The following is a 17,861-nucleotide window of genomic DNA, read 5'->3' on the forward strand; positions in this document are numbered from 1 at the left end:
ACAACAAGATGGATTTACTGCCCCTGCACCAGGTCCTTGAAGGCCTGCTGCAATGCTCGGGACTCACACTCGAGCCACAGCAGCCAGCGACACACGCAGTGTCGCGGCCGGGAACATGCCATCGGCCCGGTCAGAGGTTTTGCTGCAGAAGGAGACGTTGAATGCCTTACCAACCGAACGAGCTACTGTTCAACCATTTCAGGGACAACGGAATCGACCTGAGCAAGATTGACGAGCAACTGCAACTGGTCGCGCCAAACAGTCCCAACCTGCCGCTGTACCGCGACATGATGCTGACAGTCCTGCGCATGGCCCATGATGACCGCAATCGATGGAATGCCAAGATCACCCTGCAGGCCCTGCGTGAACTAGACCATTCCTTCCGCACCCTGGAACGCTACAAAGGACGTCGCAAGGTCACCGTATTCGGCTCGGCCCGTACACCGCTGGAGCATCCGATGTACGCCCTGGCCCGGGAGCTGGGTGCTACCTTGGCACGCTCCGACCTGATGGTCATCACGGGCGCCGGCGGCGGCATCATGGCCGCCACTCATGAAGGCGCTGGCGTAGAGCACAGCCTTGGCTTCAATATCACCCTGCCCTTCGAACAACATGCCAACGCTACAGTGGACGGTACCGACAAACTGCTGCCCTTCCACTTCTTCTTCATCCGCAAGCTGTTCTTCGTCAAGGAAGCCGATGCACTGGTGCTCTGCCCAGGTGGTTTTGGCACCCTGGACGAAGCACTGGAAGTGCTGACCCTGATCCAGACGGGCAAGAGCCCGCTGGTCCCCGTGGTCCTGCTGGACTCCCCCGGCGGCACGTTCTGGCGGGATGCCCTGGATTTCATCAGCCGCCAGCTGGAAGAAAACCGCTATATCCTGCCCAGCGACATGAAGCTGCTGCGCCTGGTGCACAGTGCCGATGAAGCGGTGGAGGAAATCAATCAGTTCTACAGCAACTACCACTCCAGCCGCTGGCTGAAGAACCAGTTCGTGATCCGTATGCATCACCCACTCAGCGAGGCGGCGCTGCATGAGTTGCAGGAAGGTTTTTCTGACCTGCGCCTGAGCGGCAAGTATCACCAGCATGCCGAAAGCGGTGCAGAGCATGATGAAGGCAACTTCAACCACCTGACTCGCCTCGCCTTCGCCTTCAATGGCCGTGACCAGGGCCGCCTGCGTGAACTGGTGGACTTCATCAATCTGCCGGAGAACTGGGCCAAGCCCCAACCCATGCACACCACCCAGCGTGCTCGGGAAGCCCTGAAGGTGACCTGAAGCTAGTGGTCGGCCGCTAGTCGTCCAATCCTCGGCCGCTTAACAGGCGGCCGATCATCTCCATGGGGAAACCACGGTAGGCGAGAAAACGGGTTTGCTGGGCGCGGCTGCGCGGGTCATGAGGGAGCAGCCCTGCGAACTTGCGTTGCCAGACTTCCTGCAACCGGGCTGGCCAATCCACCCCGCACTCTCGCAGGGCCTGGTCGATGTCACCGCGGTTCAAGCCACGCTGACCAAGCTCTTCGCGAATACGCGCAGGCCCATAGCCGGCATTGGAACGATAGGAAATGAAGCTTTCGAGGTAGCGGGCTTCACTGAGCAGCCCTTCTTCGGCGAGACGATCGAGTGCTTGCTCGATCAACTCGTCGGGGGCGCCGCGCTGACGCAGTTTGCGCGTCAGCTCGACCCGACCATGCTCGCGGCGCGCGAGCAGGTCCATGGCTGTCCGCCGAACGGCGACGGGGGTGTCGAGTACAACGGACATGGGGCCAATCAATAGCCGGCGTCGGCGTCAGCCAGATTGTCGGCGTCCGCACCCGCCGCGGTGGCTTTGGCAGCGTTAGCACCAGCACCGGCGTTAAGCAGCTTTTCTCGGATCAGCCTCTCGAGTTCGGCACCAATAGCCTGGTTTTCCTGGAGGAACTTGGCCGCGTTGGCTTTGCCTTGGCCGATCTTGTTGCCTTGGTAGCTGTACCAGGCACCAGACTTCTCCACCAGACCATTAGCGACGCCGAGGTCGATGATCTCGCCGTTGCGGTAGATGCCCTTGCCGTAGAGGATCTGGAACTCTGCCTGACGGAAAGGTGGCGAAACCTTGTTCTTGACGATCTTGACGCGGGTTTCGCTACCGACCACCTCGTCGCCTTCCTTGACGGCACCCGTACGGCGGATGTCCAGACGCACCGAGGCGTAGAACTTCAGAGCGTTACCACCGGTGGTGGTTTCCGGGCTGCCGAACATCACGCCGATCTTCATGCGGATCTGGTTGATGAAGATGACCAGGCAGTTGGCGTTCTTGATGTTGCCGGTGATCTTGCGCAGCGCCTGGGACATCAGTCGGGCTTGCAGGCCCACGTGCATGTCGCCCATCTCGCCTTCGATCTCAGCCTTGGGCACCAGAGCGGCCACGGAGTCAACGATGATCACATCAACGGCGTTGGAACGCACCAGCATGTCGGTGATTTCCAGGGCCTGTTCGCCGGTGTCCGGCTGCGAGACCAGCAGGTCATCGACGTTGACACCCAGTTTGCCGGCGTATTCCGGATCCAGGGCGTGCTCGGCGTCGACGAAGGCACAGGTGGCGCCATTCTTCTGGGCTTCAGCGATGACCGACAGGGTCAGGGTCGTCTTACCGGACGACTCGGGGCCGTAGATTTCGACGATACGGCCCTTCGGCAGACCACCGATGCCCAGGGCGATGTCCAGGCCCAGGGAGCCGGTGGAAATGGCCGGGATGGCCTGGCGCTCATGATCACCCATGCGCATGACCGCGCCCTTGCCGAATTGGCGTTCGATTTGACCCAGGGCCGCAGCCAAGGCGCGCTTCTTGTTGTCGTCCATTGAAGTCCTCACGTAATCGACTGGGCCTGACGGCCGGAACAACTGTATAAGTAGCCAGTATTATTCCACAGGGATTCGTTCCCGCCTACCCCCGTTTTCGATTTACTCTGCGCCAAGCTGTAACAAGCCCTCTAGGGCGGCGATCACCGTTTGTCGGCGCACCGCTTCGCGGTCACCCTCGAAGTGCCGGCACTCGCTGCTGACGTGGGTGCCATCGACCCAGGCCAGCCACACGGTGCCCACCGGCTTGCCCGGCGAGCCACCGTCGGGCCCGGCTACACCGCTGACCGCCACGGCGAAACGCGCGCCACTGGCTGCCTGGGCGCCTCGGGCCATGGCCTCGACCACTTCCTGGCTGACCGCCCCGACCAGAGGGAACAAGGTCGATGGCACATTCAGTTGGCGGGTCTTCTGGGCGTTGGAATAGGTCACATAGCCGGCCTCGAACCAGGCCGAACTGCCAGGAATCCGAGTGATGGCCTCGGCGATACCCCCGCCGGTGCAGGACTCAGCAGTGCTCACCTGGGCATTGAAACGCCGCAAATGTTCGCCCAGGCGGGCGGAAAGGACAGTGATCGGGTCCATGGCAGGCTCCTGGAAAGTCTGCGCACTACCCTACCATCACAACCGGCCAGGACAAATGCTCTTGCCCCGACCCCGCTTGCCATCTTGACGACCATAGAGAGGCCCTCGCACGGGGTTAACTCGTCGCCCATGCGTACTCTTCCTTGTGTCAGTGATCCTGATTGCGTTCGGGACTGGAGGGCTCGTGCAGCCCTAGACGACGGGCGGCCCAGCGTTCATAAAAACCGATCGCCACATCGGCGCCGGTCATGGCAGTGAGGCAACCAAAGGCGCTGGCGCTCCAGATCGACATGCCGCTGGCGTACAGCAGCATCACCGCCGACACCCCACAAACCATGCAGGCTCCGGAGCGCAACGCCAGCCGCCGCACCAGCGCCCAGCCTCGCGCCCCCGCCTTGTCAGCCCGCCACATTTCGCCAAAAAGCCCGCCCAGTAGTGCCAGGACGACCACCAACCAGACTGGCATCTCCAGCAACATCTGTTGCTCGTTCGTCACTGTCCTGTCTCCTGTGTGATAACCCGGCGACGGCATGTCGCCAGGCCGGTTGTGGTAGAACTTGGCATTGCAGAAAACCGATAGCCCAGGTCTTTCAGCAATGCCTTGTCGAACTGCTAGCCATCGCCTGCCTGCCGGTTAGCTGCTTCTGGCAGCTCAAGACCGCACAATCGGGGCCCGTGTAACCACAGCGGCTGACCGGCTTGAGACACAGGCTATGCATCAATGCATATACAGTCAATGCATTTCGACAATTTTCTATGCATTTAATTTTGCTGATATGCATGGAAGCCTTAGCCTCTCTAGGCTGTAGGGCTTTTCGCAGACGAAAAAAAAACCCGCCAAAGCGGGCTTCATCTGATCGAAAGGAGCTCTCAACGGGCGTACATGCCCCACCAGAACACATGACCAAGGATGCTGATCTGCTCTTCCTGCATCTGCTGGAAGCTGTAGTCCTCGTCGGGGTGCTCATCGCGATTGAAGCTGCGCAGGCGGATGCCAGTGGGCAGTCGGTAGAGTTGCTTCACACGCAGTTGGCCGTTGTGATTGATGGCATAGAGGTCACCATCGATGATGTCGCCAATCGAGCTCTTGCCGGTGTTGACCCCGACCGTAGCGCCATCGCGCAACACTGGTAGCATGCTGTTGCCACGCACGGTCACACATTTGGCCTGGTCGAACTGCACGCCGTTGTGGCGCAGGCTACGCTTGCCGAAGCGTAACCGTGCCCGCTCGCTTTCCTCGATGACAAATCGTCCTGATCCTGCTGCCAACTCGACCTCGCGAAGAAAGGGGATGGACACCTCGTCGTCCTCGACCGGCGTCTCGTCATCCCACAGGCTGATGTCATTAAGATCGGCATGGCCATGCGCCGGCTGCGCCGCTTCACGCGAGCCACCCAGGTCGGCACGGCCACGCAGTTGATCGGTGCTCACGCCGAAGTACTCGGCGATCTTCGACACATGCTTGTCCGAAGGGTCGACGATCTTCTCGCTGAGAATCCGCGACAGGGTCGATTGGGGCACGCCCGTACGCCGGTGCAGTTCCGTCGGGGAGAGGCCGTGGCGGTCGAGCAGTGCTCTGAGAACGGTTGCTACGTTGCGTTTTTGCATATTTCGCATAATGCCGGGCAGCGCCATCAAATGCAATTGCTCAAATGCATGCGAGACAGAGGGTCGCGAATGCCCCTCTATAAGGAAAATCCCTGTACCATTAGCCGTTTCGCAATTGTCTCCATGGACACACCGCTGTAAGGCCCTGAATGTCTGATCTCTCCGCACACACACCGATGATGCAGCAATACTGGAGGCTGAAAAACCAGCATCCGGACCAGCTGATGTTCTACCGCATGGGCGACTTCTACGAGATCTTCTACGAAGATGCGAAGAAAGCCGCGAAACTGCTGGATATCACCCTGACCGCTCGTGGCCAGTCGGCGGGCCAGTCGATTCCCATGTGTGGTATCCCCTTCCACTCGGTGGAAGGCTACCTCGCTAAGTTGGTCAAGCTGGGCGAATCGGTGGTGATCTGCGAGCAGATCGGCGACCCAGCCACCAGCAAAGGGCCCGTGGAACGCCAGGTGGTACGTATCATCACCCCAGGCACGGTCAGCGACGAAGCGTTGCTCGATGAGCGCCGCGACAACCTGATCGCCGCGCTGCTCGGTGACGAGCGCCTGTTCGGCCTGGCCGTGCTGGACATCACCAGTGGTAACTTCACCGTCCAGGAGATCAAAGGCTGGGAAAACCTGCTGGCCGAGCTCGAGCGCATCAACCCGGTGGAGTTGCTGATTCCTGATGACTGGCCACAGGGCCTGCCGGCGGAGAAACGCCGGGGTTGCCGGCGCCGTGCGCCGTGGGACTTCGACCGTGATTCGGCGCGCAAGAGCCTGTGCCAGCAGTTCGCGACCCAAGACCTCAAAGGCTTCGGCTGCGACAAGCTGACGTTGGCCATTGGCGCCGCCGGTTGCCTGCTGGCCTACGCCAAGGAAACCCAGCGTACCGCCCTGCCTCACTTGCGCAGCTTGCGCCACGAGCGCCTGGACGACACCGTGGTGCTCGATGGCGCCAGTCGTCGCAACCTGGAACTGGACATCAATCTGGCCGGTGGGCGCGATAACACCCTGCAATCGGTCATCGACCGCTGCCAGACCGCCATGGGCAGCCGCTTGCTGAGCCGTTGGCTGAACCGCCCACTGCGTGATCTCAAAGTACTGCAGGCGCGCCAAGGTTCCATCCGCTGCCTGCTGGACAGCTACCGCTTCGAAAAGCTACAGCCGCAACTGAAGGAAATCGGCGACATCGAGCGGATCCTCGCCCGTATCGGCTTGCGCAATGCCCGCCCACGCGACCTGGCGCGCCTGCGCGATGCCCTCGGCGCCCTGCCCGAACTGCAGAACGCCATGGCCGAGCTGGAGGCACCGCACCTGGCGCGCCTGGCCGCCATTACTGGCACCTACCCGGAACTGTCGGGACTGCTGGAAAAGGCCATCATCGACAACCCACCCGCGGTGATCCGCGACGGTGGCGTGCTCAAGACCGGCTATGACAGCGAACTCGACGAGCTCCTGGCCATGAGCGAGAACGCCGGCCAGTTCCTCATCGACCTGGAAGCCCGGGAAAAGGCTCGTACCGGCCTAGCCAACCTCAAGGTCGGCTACAACCGTGTGCATGGCTATTTCATCGAGCTGCCAAGCAAGCAAGCTGAACAAGCGCCCGCCGACTACATCCGCCGGCAGACGCTCAAAGGTGCCGAACGCTTCATCACGCCCGAACTCAAAGCCTTCGAAGACAAGGCGTTGTCGGCCAAGAGCCGTGCCTTGGCCCGCGAGAAGATGCTCTATGACGCACTGCTAGAAACCCTGATCGGGCACCTGGCACCGCTGCAGGACACCGCCGCCGCGCTGGCTGAGCTGGACGTGCTGAGCAACTTGGCCGAGCGCGCCCTGAACCTGGACCTGAACTGCCCTAGCTTCGTCGACGAGCCGTGCCTGCGTATCGACCAAGGGCGTCACCCGGTGGTCGAGCAAGTGCTGACCACTCCGTTCGTGGCCAATGATCTGGCGCTGGACAACAGCACCCGCATGCTGATCATCACCGGCCCGAACATGGGCGGTAAATCCACCTATATGCGTCAGACCGCGCTGATCGTGCTGATGGCGCACATCGGCAGTTTCGTGCCAGCCACGCGCTGCGAGCTGTCGCTGGTCGATCGTATCTTCACCCGCATCGGTTCCAGCGACGATTTGGCTGGCGGACGTTCGACCTTCATGGTCGAGATGAGCGAAACCGCGAACATCCTGCACAACGCCACCGACCGCAGCCTGGTGCTGATGGACGAGGTGGGCCGTGGTACCAGTACCTTCGATGGCCTCTCGCTGGCTTGGGCCGCAGCCGAGCGCCTGGCCCAACTGCGCGCCTACACTCTGTTCGCCACCCACTACTTCGAACTCACGGTCCTACCGGAGAGCGAACCCCTGGTGGCCAACGTGCACCTCAATGCCACCGAGCACAACGAACGCATTGTCTTCCTGCACCACGTGCTGCCTGGCCCGGCCAGCCAGAGCTATGGCCTGGCCGTAGCGCAACTGGCCGGCGTACCGGCACCGGTGATCCAGCGTGCCCGCGAGCACCTGGGCAGGCTGGAGACCTCCAGCCTGCCCCATGAAGCCCCAGTCGTTGCTAACGGCGCGCCCGCTGTCCCGCATCAGAGCGACCTGTTTGCCAACCTGCCGCACCCGGCGATTGAAAAGCTCGGCAAGCTCGACCTGGACAACATGACACCGCGCCAAGCTATCGAAATGCTCTATACACTGAAGACTCTGTTATAACGCGCACCCGCGCAAGCTGATAGAATCGCGCGCGGTTTGCCGGTGCTGCAGGCTCCTAGCCTGGCCTGCAGCCACACACCTGTAAACCGCGCGGCCCTGTAAGGAAGGGCACGCTGCCGTCGCCTGAGGAGAAAATTAGAAATGACCTTCGTCGTCACCGACAACTGCATCAAGTGCAAGTACACCGACTGCGTAGAAGTCTGTCCGGTGGACTGCTTCTACGAAGGCCCGAACTTCCTGGTCATCCACCCGGACGAGTGCATCGACTGCGCTCTGTGCGAGCCGGAATGCCCTGCCCAAGCCATCTTCTCGGAAGATGAAGTGCCTGATGACATGCAGGAGTTCATCGAGCTGAACGCCGAGTTGGCGGAGATCTGGCCAAACATCACCGAGAAAAAGGACGCACTGCCGGATGCCGAAGAGTTCGACGGCGTCAAAGGCAAGATCAAGGATCTGGAGCGCTAAGGGCTCTATTCCTTACCTCGCAAAAAAGGCCCTGTATCAGGGCCTTTTTCATATACGCAAGGCAAAAAAAGGGGCGGTTTGACCCGCCCACATTTTTTTCCGTAGTCCCTGTTGTCCTTGCTCATCATCCTGATGAATCGCATCCTGCGATGTCCTTGGCTGTCATCCCTGAAAGCCTGTGCCAGTCCGTCGACACAGTTCGAATACTAGCTATTCCAGCACAGCGAGCAAGCGGAAAACCTCTCAAAAAAAGACAGCCGAAACAACTGTGAAAACAAAAAAACCTATAAATATCAACAAGTTAAACAAATACTGACTTTGAAAACGACAATGATTTACTAATCCCTACGGCGATGACTTACATCACAAGTAAGCAATCGCTTACACGGAATGCAACGCTAAAGGTGTCTTGATATTTCATCGCAGAAACAAAAACGCCCCGAGGTCGTCGGGGCGTCTTGCAAAACAGCGGCGTTTACTGGAAAAGCGACTCACTTGAGAGGCCGTTCTTCTCCAAGATCTCACGCAGGCGCTTGAGGCCTTCGACCTGGATCTGCCGCACTCTTTCACGGGTCAGGCCGATCTCCAGTCCCACATCCTCCAGGGTGCTGCTTTCATGGCCGCGCAAGCCGAAGCGGCGGATCACCACCTCACGCTGCTTGTCGGTCAGCTCTCCAAGCCACTGGTCGATGCTCTGGGAGAGATCGTCGTCCTGCAGCAGCTCGCAGGGGTCGGTCGGCCGGTCATCGGTCAAGGTATCGAGCAAGGTCTTGTCGGAGTCCGGCCCCAGGGAAACATCAACCGAGGATACCCGCTCGTTGAGCCCGAGCATGCGCTTGACCTCAGCGACCGGCTTCTCCAGAAGACTGGCGATTTCTTCCGGGGACGGTTCGTGGTCAAGCTTCTGGGTCAGCTCCCGCGCGGCACGCAGGTAGACGTTGAGTTCCTTGACCACATGGATCGGTAAGCGGATGGTCCGAGTCTGGTTCATGATCGCCCGCTCGATGGTCTGGCGGATCCACCAGGTCGCGTAAGTGGAGAAGCGGAAGCCCCGTTCGGGGTCGAACTTCTCTACAGCGCGAATCAGGCCGAGGTTACCCTCCTCGATCAGGTCGAGCAGCGATAAGCCACGGTTCACATAACGCCGGGCGATCTTCACTACCAGGCGCAGGTTGCTTTCGATCATGCGCTTGCGACCGGCAGGGTCCCCCCGCTGCGACAGACGCGCGAAGTGCACTTCCTCTTCTGGTGAGAGCAGAGGAGAAAAACCGATTTCGTTTAGATACAGCTGGGTCGCATCAAGTGCCCGAGTGTAATCGATGTACTTGTGCTGTTTGAGCGATGGGCCTTGTTTGGCCTTGGTCCGAACCGAAGGTACAGCAGGTTCGTCTGACACCGCATCCGTTTCCAAAACGATGCCTGTTTCCATCACGAGCAGGTCATCGTCGATGTCAAACTCCGGCACTTCTTTACTGAGAGCCATTGTTATAGTCCTTTGCTGAGTTCGAACTCAGACTCGAGCGGCACCTGCTTCCCTGGCAGCGCTGGAGCCTGTCCCCTCTACGTCAGGAACAGGCCGGAAACAACAATCAACGGCGTGGCAGAAATTGTAATGGGTCGACTGGTTTGCCCTGGCGGCGAATCTCGAAATGCAGCTTCACCCGATCAGTGCCCGTGGACCCCATTTCGGCAATCGTCTGCCCTACCTTGACTTGCTGCCCCTCCCGAACCAAAAGCCTGCGGTTATGACCGTAGGCACTGACGTAGGTATCACCGTGCTTGATGATGATCAGCTCGCCGTAGCCCCTCAAACCACTTCCGGCGTAAACCACTGAACCATTAGCAGCAGCAAAAACAGGCTGTCCCAAATCACCGGCGATATCAATGCCTTTATTCAAACTACCGTTTGAAGCGAATTTTCCAATCAGCACGCCCTTGGCCGGCCATGCCCAACCACCAGCGGAACGCTCCGCAGCAGGTACTTGAGTCACCGTGGCGGCGGGAGCCGCAGGTGTCACAGCGGCCGGTTTACTGGTCGTGGTGCTGGCCGGTGGGGTGGTGGTTGCCACTGGACGACGGATGACGGTGGTCTTGCTCGAGGAGGATGGACTGGAGACCACCGTGGTGCGGCCTGCCGCGCCACTGCTGAAACGAATGGCCTGGCCGGGACGGATGGTATAGGGCGCGACAATGCCGTTGCGGGCCGCCAGCTCCTTGTAGTCCCAGCCATAGCGGAAGGCGATGGAGTACAGGGTGTCACCCGGCCGCACGACGTACTGCCCCGAAGTCACTGTAGGGCGCTTGACTACCGGGCTGTTGCGATCCACCACCCGCGCGCCGTTCGAGCTGGTGCTGGAACAAGCTGCCAGCAGGGTCCCCATGGCCAATGCAATCACCAGAAGCTTGAAGCTCGATAGATCCCTGCGCTGCCGAATGATTGTGTGACCCACCCGCCGCTTCCTCTCATGGTGACGTTTACGAAATGCAATATTGTTTCAATTATAACCGAGCGCACTCGACTTGGGTGTTTCGGTGCCAGATCAAAGTGGCGAGATCATCGCCTCGGGGCCCCGCCAGATAGACAGGGCAATGCTATGAGAATTCGCCAAGACCGAAAATAATGACGCCTGGGTCAGGCCAACGGCCCATTGAGCAGAGGTACGAATCGCACGGCGCCCAGGACCCGCCTGGAAAAACCCTGCTCTTCCCGCACGATAAGCATCAACTGTTGCGACTCTCCTGCCGACCCCACTGGAATCACCATGCGCCCGCCCGGTGCTAGCTGGTCCAGCAGCGCCTGGGGGACCTCCGGCGCCACGGCAGTGACGATGATGCCGTTGTAAGGGGCCAGAGCCGGCCAACCTTCACAACCATCGCCCCAGCGAAACACCACATTGCGCAGGTTGAGTTCGACCAGGCGCTCCTTGGCACGGTCCTGCAGCACCTTGATCCGCTCCACCGAAAAGACGCGCTCCACCAGTTGCGCCAGGATCGCCGTTTGGTAGCCAGAGCCAGTGCCGATCTCCAGCACCTTGTCCAGCGGCCCCGCCTCGAGCAGCAACTCGCTCATATGGGCGACCATAAAGGGCTGCGAAATGGTCTGGTTGTGGCCGATCGGCAGCGCAGTGTCTTCATAGGCACGATGGGCCAGGGCCTCATCGACGAACAGGTGGCGCGGGGTACGGCGTATCACCTCGAGTACCCGGGTGTTCGTCACCCCCTCTTCGTACAGGCGCTGGATCAGGCGTTCACGCGTGCGCTGGGAGGTCATGCCAATACCGTGTCGCATCATATCGTCCTGTTCGCGCATCAGAGCAGCCCCTCCAGCCATCCATCGAGGCGCTCGAAAGCGTCATTGAAGGTACGGTCCAGTTGCAGTGGCGTGATTGACACATAGCCCTGCATCACCGCGTGGAAATCGGTGCCCGGGCCACCGTCCTCGGCATCCCCTGCCACGGCGATCCAGTAACCTTCCTTGCCACGAGGGTTGACCACCTTGGTCGGAGCTGCCGCCCGTGCCCGGTGTCCGAGACGGGTGAGCTGGATGCCGCGGATGTGTTCCAGCGGCAGGTTGGGAATATTCACATTCAGCACCGTGCGCGGAGGAAGCTCCAGGCGTGACTGCGCCTCGACCAGGCGACGGGCGATGTGTGCAGCGGTTGGCAGGTTGTCCGGCTGGCGCGAGATCAACGAAAAGGCCAGCGAGGTGCCGCCCAGGAAGCGCCCTTCCAGCGCGGCAGCGACCGTACCGGAATACAGCACGTCATCGCCCAGGTTGGCCCCCAGGTTGATGCCCGAGACAACCATGTCGGGCGTTTCCGCCAACAAGCCATTGAGCCCCAGGTGAACACAGTCGGTGGGGGTGCCATTGAGGCTGATGAAGCCGTTGGCGAGGATCTGCGGGTGCAGCGGCCGATCCAGCGTCAGCGAACTGCTGGCGCCGCTCTTGTCTTGATCCGGGGCAATCACCACGCACTCGGCATAATCCGCCAGCGCAGCGTGCAGCGCGGCGAGGCCAGGTGCGGTGACACCGTCGTCATTCGAAATCAGAATACGCATGGGCTGTCCGTCTGCCCTACCGGCACCAGATCGACAAGCTCGCGCACCACTACGGTGGCGAAGCATCCGGCCGGAAGGACGAATTCCAGTTGCAGGATATCAGGCTCGGGATAATGCCACGTCAGCTCGCCAATAGGGAGCCGAAGGATACGCCGTTCGTGACTCATGCCCGCACGGGCGAGCCACTGGCACAATGGACCATGCTGCCCGCCGATCCGCTGTTCCACCTCGGCCGTGGCGCCGGCGGCGGGTGATGGCCCCTCGCCCCAGAGCGGGCCGGTCGGGTGCAGGTCGAGAATCTCCAGGCGCGGATCTGAGCATTCCGCCTCCCCTGCGGCAAAGAAACTCCGACTGTCCGTGAACGCCAACAAGTCTCCCACCTGTGCCAACTGCCAACTGCCATCGCCGACACGGGCCGCCAGCACCTGGTTGAACAGGTAGCTACGCGCTGCCGAGAGCAGCCGTGAACGCAGGTTGCGCTGTTCCGGGAGTGCTTCCCTGGCGGCCCAGTCGCGGGCATCGTGCACGTTGCCGCCAGCATGGCCGAAGCGCTGGCTGCCAAAATAGTTGGGAACACCCTGACGCCGTAGTTGCTCCAGCCGCGCATCCAGTGCCTGGCGGTCAGCTGCCAGAGACGTCAGCCGCAGGGTGAAACCGTTGGCCGAATGAGCGCCACGCTGCAGCTTGCGCTGGTGGCGCACTTGCTTGAGCACGCGCAGGCTATCGTCCTCGGCGCGCGACAGGTCAGGGTCGGCCTTGCCCGGCAAGTGCAGGCTGAACCACTGCCGGGTCAGGGCCTGGCGGTCCTTGAGCCCGGCATAGCTGATGGCCCGCAGCGGCACGCCGGCTGCCCGAGCCAGGCGTCGGGCGGCTTCTTCGGTGTTCAGCTCGCGCTTCTCGACCCACAACCAGAGGTGTTCACCCTGGCCGGAAAGGGGAATGTCCAGCACCTCGTCGACCTGGAAGTCCTCGGCCACCGCCTTGAGCACCGCGGTCCCCAGGGACTCGCCACAGGCGCGCGGCCCAAGCAGCTCGAATTCGGTCATGCTTGCAGCAGCAGGGCGACAGCGTGTACGGCAATGCCCTCCTCACGCCCGGTGAAGCCGAGTTTCTCAGTGGTGGTGGCCTTGACGTTCACCTGATCGAGAGCGACTTGCAGATCTTCGGCAATCAGCTGGCGCATGGTCTCGATGTGCGGCGCCATTTTTGGCGCCTGGGCCACGATGGTGGCATCGACATTACCGACCTTCCAACCCTTGGCCTGGACGATCCGGAGCACATGACGCAACAGCACACGGCTATCCGCTCCCTTGAATTGAGGGTCGGTATCAGGGAAGTGCTTGCCGATATCCCCCAGCGCGGCCGCGCCCAGCAAGGCATCGCTCAGGGCGTGCAACAGCACATCGCCGTCGGAATGGGCAAGCAGGCCGTATTTGTGCGCAATACGCACTCCACCCAAGGTAATGAAATCGCCGTCCGTGAAACGGTGCACATCGTAGCCGTGGCCAATACGCATAGAAAAACGCCCTGATTGAGTCAGGGCGTGATTCTACCTGCTTTACCCAGCCTTGGGCGGGGTTTGTCGGCTCACAGCAGCCCCAGCGACACGGCGTGGTGGCGCAGGTGCTCATCGATGAAGCTGGCGATGAAGTAGTAGCTGTGGTCGTAACCCGGTTGCAAACGCAGGGTCAGCGAATGCCCGCCTTTTCTGGCCGCTTGCTCGAGGGCCTCGGGTTTGAGCTGCTTTTCCAGGAAGTCGTCGCGATCACCCTGATCGACCAACAGCGGCGGGCACTGTCCGGACGGCGTTTCGGCAAGCAGGACACTGGCATCCCACTCGCGCCAGCGCGAACGCTCCTCGCCCAGGTAACGGGAGAAGGCTTTCTCCCCCCAGGGGCAGTCCATCGGGTTGCTGATCGGCGAAAAGGCCGAGACCGAACGGTAGCGCCCCGGGTTGCGCAGGGCACACACCAGAGCCCCATGACCGCCCATCGAGTGCCCGCTGATGCTGCGCTGGTCCGAAGCCGGGAAATGCGCTTCGATCAGGGCAGGCAACTCATCCACCACATAGTCATGCATGCGGTAGTGTCGGGCCCAGGGTTGCTGAGTAGCATTGAGGTAGAACCCGGCGCCGAGGCCAAAGTCCCAAGCACCATCCGGGTCCCCCGGCACCTGCTCGCCACGCGGACTGGTGTCCGGGGCCACGATGATCAGCCCCAGCTCGGCAGCCAGACGCTGCGCGCCGGCCTTCTGCATGAAGTTCTCATCAGTGCAAGTCAGGCCGCTGAGCCAGTACAGCACGGGCAGCTTCTCGCCTTGCTCGGCCTGCGGAGGCAGGTACACGGCGAACACCATGTCGCAATCCAGCACCTGGGAGTGGTGCCGGTAACGCTTGTGCCAGCCGCCGAAGCTCTTCTGGCAGGAGATGTTTTCCAGGCTCATGGCGGACCTCAGAAGTGGATCACGCTGCGGATGCTCTTGCCTTCATGCATCAGGTCGAAGGCTTTGTTGATGTCCTCCAGGCCCATGGTATGGGTGATAAAGGTATCCAGCGGGATTTCACCCTTCTCGGACATTTCCACATAGCTCGGCAGTTCGCTGCGCCCACGCACGCCACCGAAGGCCGACCCACGCCAGACACGGCCGGTGACCAGTTGGAACGGGCGGGTGGAGATTTCCTGGCCGGCCCCGGCCACGCCGATGATCACCGATTCGCCCCATCCCTTGTGGCAACACTCCAGGGCCGCGCGCATCAGTTGGACATTGCCCACGCACTCGAAGGAGAAATCCACACCACCATCGGTGAGGTCGACAATGACGTCCTGGATCGGGCGGTCATAGTCCTTGGGATTGACGCAATCGGTGGCGCCCAATTGGCGGGCGATCTCGAACTTGCCTGGGTTGATGTCTACCGCGATGATCCGCGACGCCTTGGCCTTGACCGCGCCAATGATCGCCGACAGACCGATGCCACCCAGACCGAAGATGGCCACGGTATCGCCAGCCTTGACCTTGGCGGTATTAAGCACTGCGCCGATGCCGGTGGTCACGCCGCAGCCGAGCAGGCAGACCTTCTCCAACGGCGCTTCCTTCTGGATCTTGGCCACCGAGATTTCCGGTAGCACGGTGTACTCGGAGAAGGTAGAGGTGCCCATGTAGTGGAACAGTTGCTGGCCCTTGTAGGAGAAACGCGTGGTGCCATCAGGCATCAAGCCCTTGCCCTGGGTGGCGCGGATGGCCTGGCACAGATTGGTCTTACCGGAGCGGCAGAACTTGCATTGACCGCATTCCGGGGTATACAGCGGGATCACGTGGTCACCCACAGCCACCGACGTCACGCCCTCACCCACGGCCTCGACGATCGCCCCACCCTCGTGACCGAGGATCGACGGGAAGATGCCTTCCGGGTCCGCGCCGGACAAGGTGTAGGCATCGGTATGGCAGACACCGCTCGCCACCACCCGCAACAGCACCTCGCCGGCCTTGGGCATGGCTACGTCGACTTCGACGATTTCCAGGGGTTTCTTCGCCTCGAAGGCTACAGCGGCACGGGACTTGATCATTAATCGTCTCCAATCAGAGGGATGTATTCAGTCTCGCAGTGTAATTCATGGTCTTTTGATGAATAATCCAGACAAAGACAAAACATTATTGCCATGCAGGGATAATCAATGAGCAATCGCTGGGAGGGCATCGACGAATTCGTCGCGGTGGCGGAGTCGGGCCAATTCACTGCGGCGGCCGAGCGCCTCGGGGTGTCGTCCTCGCACATCAGCCGGCAGATCGCCCGCTTGGAAGAACGCCTGCAAACCCGTCTGCTCTACCGCAGCACCCGGCGCGTCACCCTCAGCGAGGCGGGACAGACCTTCTTGCAGCACTGTCAGCGCCTGCAGGACGGTCGCGAGGAGGCCCTGCGCGCCATGGGCGACCTGGCCAGCGAACCCAAGGGCCTGCTGCGCATGACCTGCGCGGTCGCCTATGGCGAGCGCTTCATCGTGCCGTTGGTGACCCGTTTCATGGCGCTGTATCCACAGTTGCGGGCCGAAGTCGAGCTGACCAACCGCCCCCTTGACCTGCTGCACGAAGGCATGGACCTGGCGATCCGCCTGGGCCGGCTGCAGGACTCCCGCCTCGTCGCCACCCGCCTGGCCCCTCGGCGCATGTACCTGTGTGCATCACCAGCCTACCTGGAACGCTACGGGCGGCCGCACAGCCTTTCAGAGCTGGCGCGGCACAACTGCCTGATCGGCAGCTCGGACATCTGGTCGTTGCAGCAGGACGGCCGTGAACTGAGCCAGCGGGTACAGGGCAACTGGCGCTGCAACAGCGGGCAGGCGGTGCTGGACGCCGCCTTGCTGGGCATAGGCTTGTGCCAGCTGCCGGACTATTACGTGCTGGAGCATTTGCAAACCGGTGCCCTGGTCTCGCTGCTCGAAGCCCACCAGCCGCCGAATACAGCGGTGTGGGCGTTGTATCCGCAGCAGCGGCACCTGTCACCGAAGGTGCGCCGGCTGGTGGATTATCTCAAGGACGGGTTGGCGCAGTTACCGGAGTATCGGGGAAGTTGAGGTAGGGTAGATCCCTGCTTCAGCATCGCGAGGCCCAACGCTGGCGCAACCATTCCAAATCTTCCGCCCGAGTGACTTTGATGTTGTCGCTGCGCCCCTCGATCAAGCGTGGCGCTTGGCCGGCCCATTCGATGGCGGAAGCTTCATCGGTGATCGATACATCAGCCACCAGGCTGTCCGCCAAGGCCCGGTGCAGCGCGCCAAGGCGGAACATCTGCGGTGTATAGGCCTGCCAGATGGTGCTGCGATCGACTGTGGCGCTGACCCGGCCATTGCCATCGGCACGCTTGAGGGTGTCACGCGCCGGCACCGCCAACAGCCCTCCCACCGGATCATCGGCCAACTCGGCCAGCAGATGATCCAGGTCGCTGCGCGCCAGGTTCGGTCGCGCGGCGTCATGCACCAGCACCCAGTCGCTGTCAGCGGCCCCCTGGGCATGCAGCAGCAGCAGGGCATTGAGCACTGAGTCAGCGCGTTCGCGGCCACCAGCGGCGCAGCGGATGCGCGGATCGCTGGCGCAACTCAGGCCTGGCCAGTAAGGGTCATCGGCCGCGATGCTGACCACCACCCCTTTGACGCAAGGATGATCGAGAAAACAGTCGAGGCTATGCTCGAGGAGGGTCTGCCCGCCCAGTTGCAAGTACTGCTTGGGGCGGTCGGCAGCCATGCGGGCACCCACGCCCGCCGCAGGAATCACGGCCCAAAAGGCCGGTAGGGGCTGGTTCATTGCGGTAACTGGTAGAGGGTCTCGCCCTCCTTGACCATCCCCAGTTCATGGCGGGCCCGTTCTTCCACGGTTTCCATGCCTTTCTTCAACTCCAGGACTTCGGCATCAAGCACACGGTTACGCTCCAGCAGACGTTCGTTTTCCGCATGCTGTTCGGCGATCTGCTGCTTGAGCTCGGCCACTTGCGCCAGGCTGCCATTACCCACCCAAAGGCGATACTGCAGGCCACCCAGCAGTAGGAGCAAGATGAGAAACAACCAATAGGGACTGCGCATCAAGGTATCCAGAAGTA

At 61.4% G+C, this 17,861-nt stretch carries 19 protein-coding genes; 4 read left to right on the top strand and 15 right to left on the bottom strand.

The genetic code is table 11. The annotated features are described in order from the left end of the window. Positions 1–161 precede the first annotated feature (161 nt). Positions 162–1,280 (top strand): LOG family protein, encoded by a 1,119-nt coding sequence (locus ACYU03_RS19670; RefSeq protein WP_461886296.1) that lies wholly within the window; start codon positions 162–164, stop codon positions 1,278–1,280. A gap of 16 nt (positions 1,281–1,296) precedes the next feature. Here ACYU03_RS19670 and recX read toward each other — a convergent pair whose 3' ends face one another. From recX to ACYU03_RS19695, 5 genes are all read right to left on the bottom strand, one after another. Beyond that, a complete protein-coding gene (gene recX / locus ACYU03_RS19675) occupies positions 1,297–1,764 on the bottom strand; it encodes a recombination regulator RecX (RefSeq protein WP_461886297.1) in 468 nt (155 codons plus the stop codon). An 8-nt stretch (positions 1,765–1,772) separates the two neighbouring features. Beyond that, positions 1,773–2,840, bottom strand: a complete 1,068-nt coding sequence (gene recA, locus ACYU03_RS19680; protein WP_461886298.1) for a recombinase RecA — start codon at positions 2,838–2,840, stop codon at positions 1,773–1,775. 102 nt (positions 2,841–2,942) lie between these two features. Next, the gene (locus ACYU03_RS19685; RefSeq protein ID WP_461886299.1) at positions 2,943–3,425 is read right to left on the bottom strand and encodes a CinA family protein; all 483 of its coding nucleotides are present in this window, start codon (positions 3,423–3,425) and stop codon (positions 2,943–2,945) included. A gap of 148 nt (positions 3,426–3,573) precedes the next feature. Then, positions 3,574–3,921 (bottom strand): phage holin family protein, encoded by a 348-nt coding sequence (locus ACYU03_RS19690; RefSeq protein WP_461886300.1) that lies wholly within the window; start codon positions 3,919–3,921, stop codon positions 3,574–3,576. 374 nt (positions 3,922–4,295) lie between these two features. Further along, positions 4,296–5,042 (bottom strand): LexA family transcriptional regulator, encoded by a 747-nt coding sequence (locus ACYU03_RS19695; RefSeq protein WP_461886301.1) that lies wholly within the window; start codon positions 5,040–5,042, stop codon positions 4,296–4,298. A 140-nt stretch (positions 5,043–5,182) separates the two neighbouring features. On the opposite strand from ACYU03_RS19695, the gene mutS reads away from it, so the two are divergent. Continuing rightward, entirely contained in the window at positions 5,183–7,750 is a 2,568-nt protein-coding gene (gene mutS, locus ACYU03_RS19700) for a DNA mismatch repair protein MutS (RefSeq protein WP_461886302.1), read from the top strand. A 141-nt stretch (positions 7,751–7,891) separates the two neighbouring features. Then, positions 7,892–8,215, top strand: coding sequence for a ferredoxin FdxA (gene fdxA, locus ACYU03_RS19705; protein WP_009395216.1), 324 nt, complete (start codon positions 7,892–7,894; stop codon positions 8,213–8,215). Positions 8,216–8,690: 475 nt separating this feature from the next. Here fdxA and rpoS read toward each other — a convergent pair whose 3' ends face one another. The 8 genes from rpoS to ACYU03_RS19745 all read right to left on the bottom strand — a co-directional run bounded on the left by rpoS (position 8,691) and on the right by ACYU03_RS19745 (position 15,837). Then, a complete protein-coding gene (gene rpoS / locus ACYU03_RS19710) occupies positions 8,691–9,698 on the bottom strand; it encodes an RNA polymerase sigma factor RpoS (RefSeq protein ID WP_461886303.1) in 1,008 nt (335 codons plus the stop codon). Positions 9,699–9,804: 106 nt separating this feature from the next. After that, on the bottom strand, positions 9,805–10,665 hold the full coding sequence (locus tag ACYU03_RS19715; RefSeq protein ID WP_461886304.1) for a peptidoglycan DD-metalloendopeptidase family protein: 861 nt from the start codon (positions 10,663–10,665) through the stop codon (positions 9,805–9,807). Between the two features lie 182 nt (positions 10,666–10,847). Then, positions 10,848–11,486 carry a protein-L-isoaspartate(D-aspartate) O-methyltransferase gene (locus ACYU03_RS19720; protein WP_461891506.1) on the bottom strand — a complete coding sequence of 213 codons (639 nt, stop codon included), beginning with the start codon at positions 11,484–11,486 and terminating at the stop codon, positions 10,848–10,850. 38 nt (positions 11,487–11,524) lie between these two features. Continuing rightward, entirely contained in the window at positions 11,525–12,274 is a 750-nt protein-coding gene (gene surE / locus ACYU03_RS19725) for a 5'/3'-nucleotidase SurE (protein ID WP_461886305.1), read from the bottom strand. After that, positions 12,262–13,320, bottom strand: coding sequence for a tRNA pseudouridine(13) synthase TruD (gene truD, locus ACYU03_RS19730; RefSeq protein WP_461886306.1), 1,059 nt, complete (start codon positions 13,318–13,320; stop codon positions 12,262–12,264). The genes surE and truD overlap by 13 nt, the downstream gene beginning before the upstream one ends. Then, entirely contained in the window at positions 13,317–13,790 is a 474-nt protein-coding gene (ispF, locus tag ACYU03_RS19735; protein WP_461886307.1) for a 2-C-methyl-D-erythritol 2,4-cyclodiphosphate synthase, read from the bottom strand. The genes truD and ispF overlap by 4 nt, the downstream gene beginning before the upstream one ends. A gap of 71 nt (positions 13,791–13,861) precedes the next feature. After that, positions 13,862–14,716, bottom strand: coding sequence for an S-formylglutathione hydrolase (gene fghA, locus ACYU03_RS19740; RefSeq protein WP_461886308.1), 855 nt, complete (start codon positions 14,714–14,716; stop codon positions 13,862–13,864). A gap of 8 nt (positions 14,717–14,724) precedes the next feature. Then, the gene (locus ACYU03_RS19745; protein WP_461886309.1) at positions 14,725–15,837 is read right to left on the bottom strand and encodes an S-(hydroxymethyl)glutathione dehydrogenase/class III alcohol dehydrogenase; all 1,113 of its coding nucleotides are present in this window, start codon (positions 15,835–15,837) and stop codon (positions 14,725–14,727) included. A gap of 108 nt (positions 15,838–15,945) precedes the next feature. Here ACYU03_RS19745 and ACYU03_RS19750 point away from each other — a divergent pair, with 108 nt between their 5' ends. Next, positions 15,946–16,842 (top strand): LysR substrate-binding domain-containing protein, encoded by an 897-nt coding sequence (locus tag ACYU03_RS19750; RefSeq protein ID WP_461886310.1) that lies wholly within the window; start codon positions 15,946–15,948, stop codon positions 16,840–16,842. Between the two features lie 19 nt (positions 16,843–16,861). Here ACYU03_RS19750 and ispD read toward each other — a convergent pair whose 3' ends face one another. Next, positions 16,862–17,569 carry a 2-C-methyl-D-erythritol 4-phosphate cytidylyltransferase gene (gene ispD, locus ACYU03_RS19755; protein WP_461886311.1) on the bottom strand — a complete coding sequence of 236 codons (708 nt, stop codon included), beginning with the start codon at positions 17,567–17,569 and terminating at the stop codon, positions 16,862–16,864. Next, entirely contained in the window at positions 17,566–17,844 is a 279-nt protein-coding gene (gene ftsB / locus ACYU03_RS19760; RefSeq protein ID WP_461886312.1) for a cell division protein FtsB, read from the bottom strand. Before ftsB ends, ispD begins: the two co-directional genes overlap by 4 nt. Positions 17,845–17,861 lie beyond the last annotated feature (17 nt).

Source organism: Pseudomonas sp. X10 (assembly GCF_054889225.1).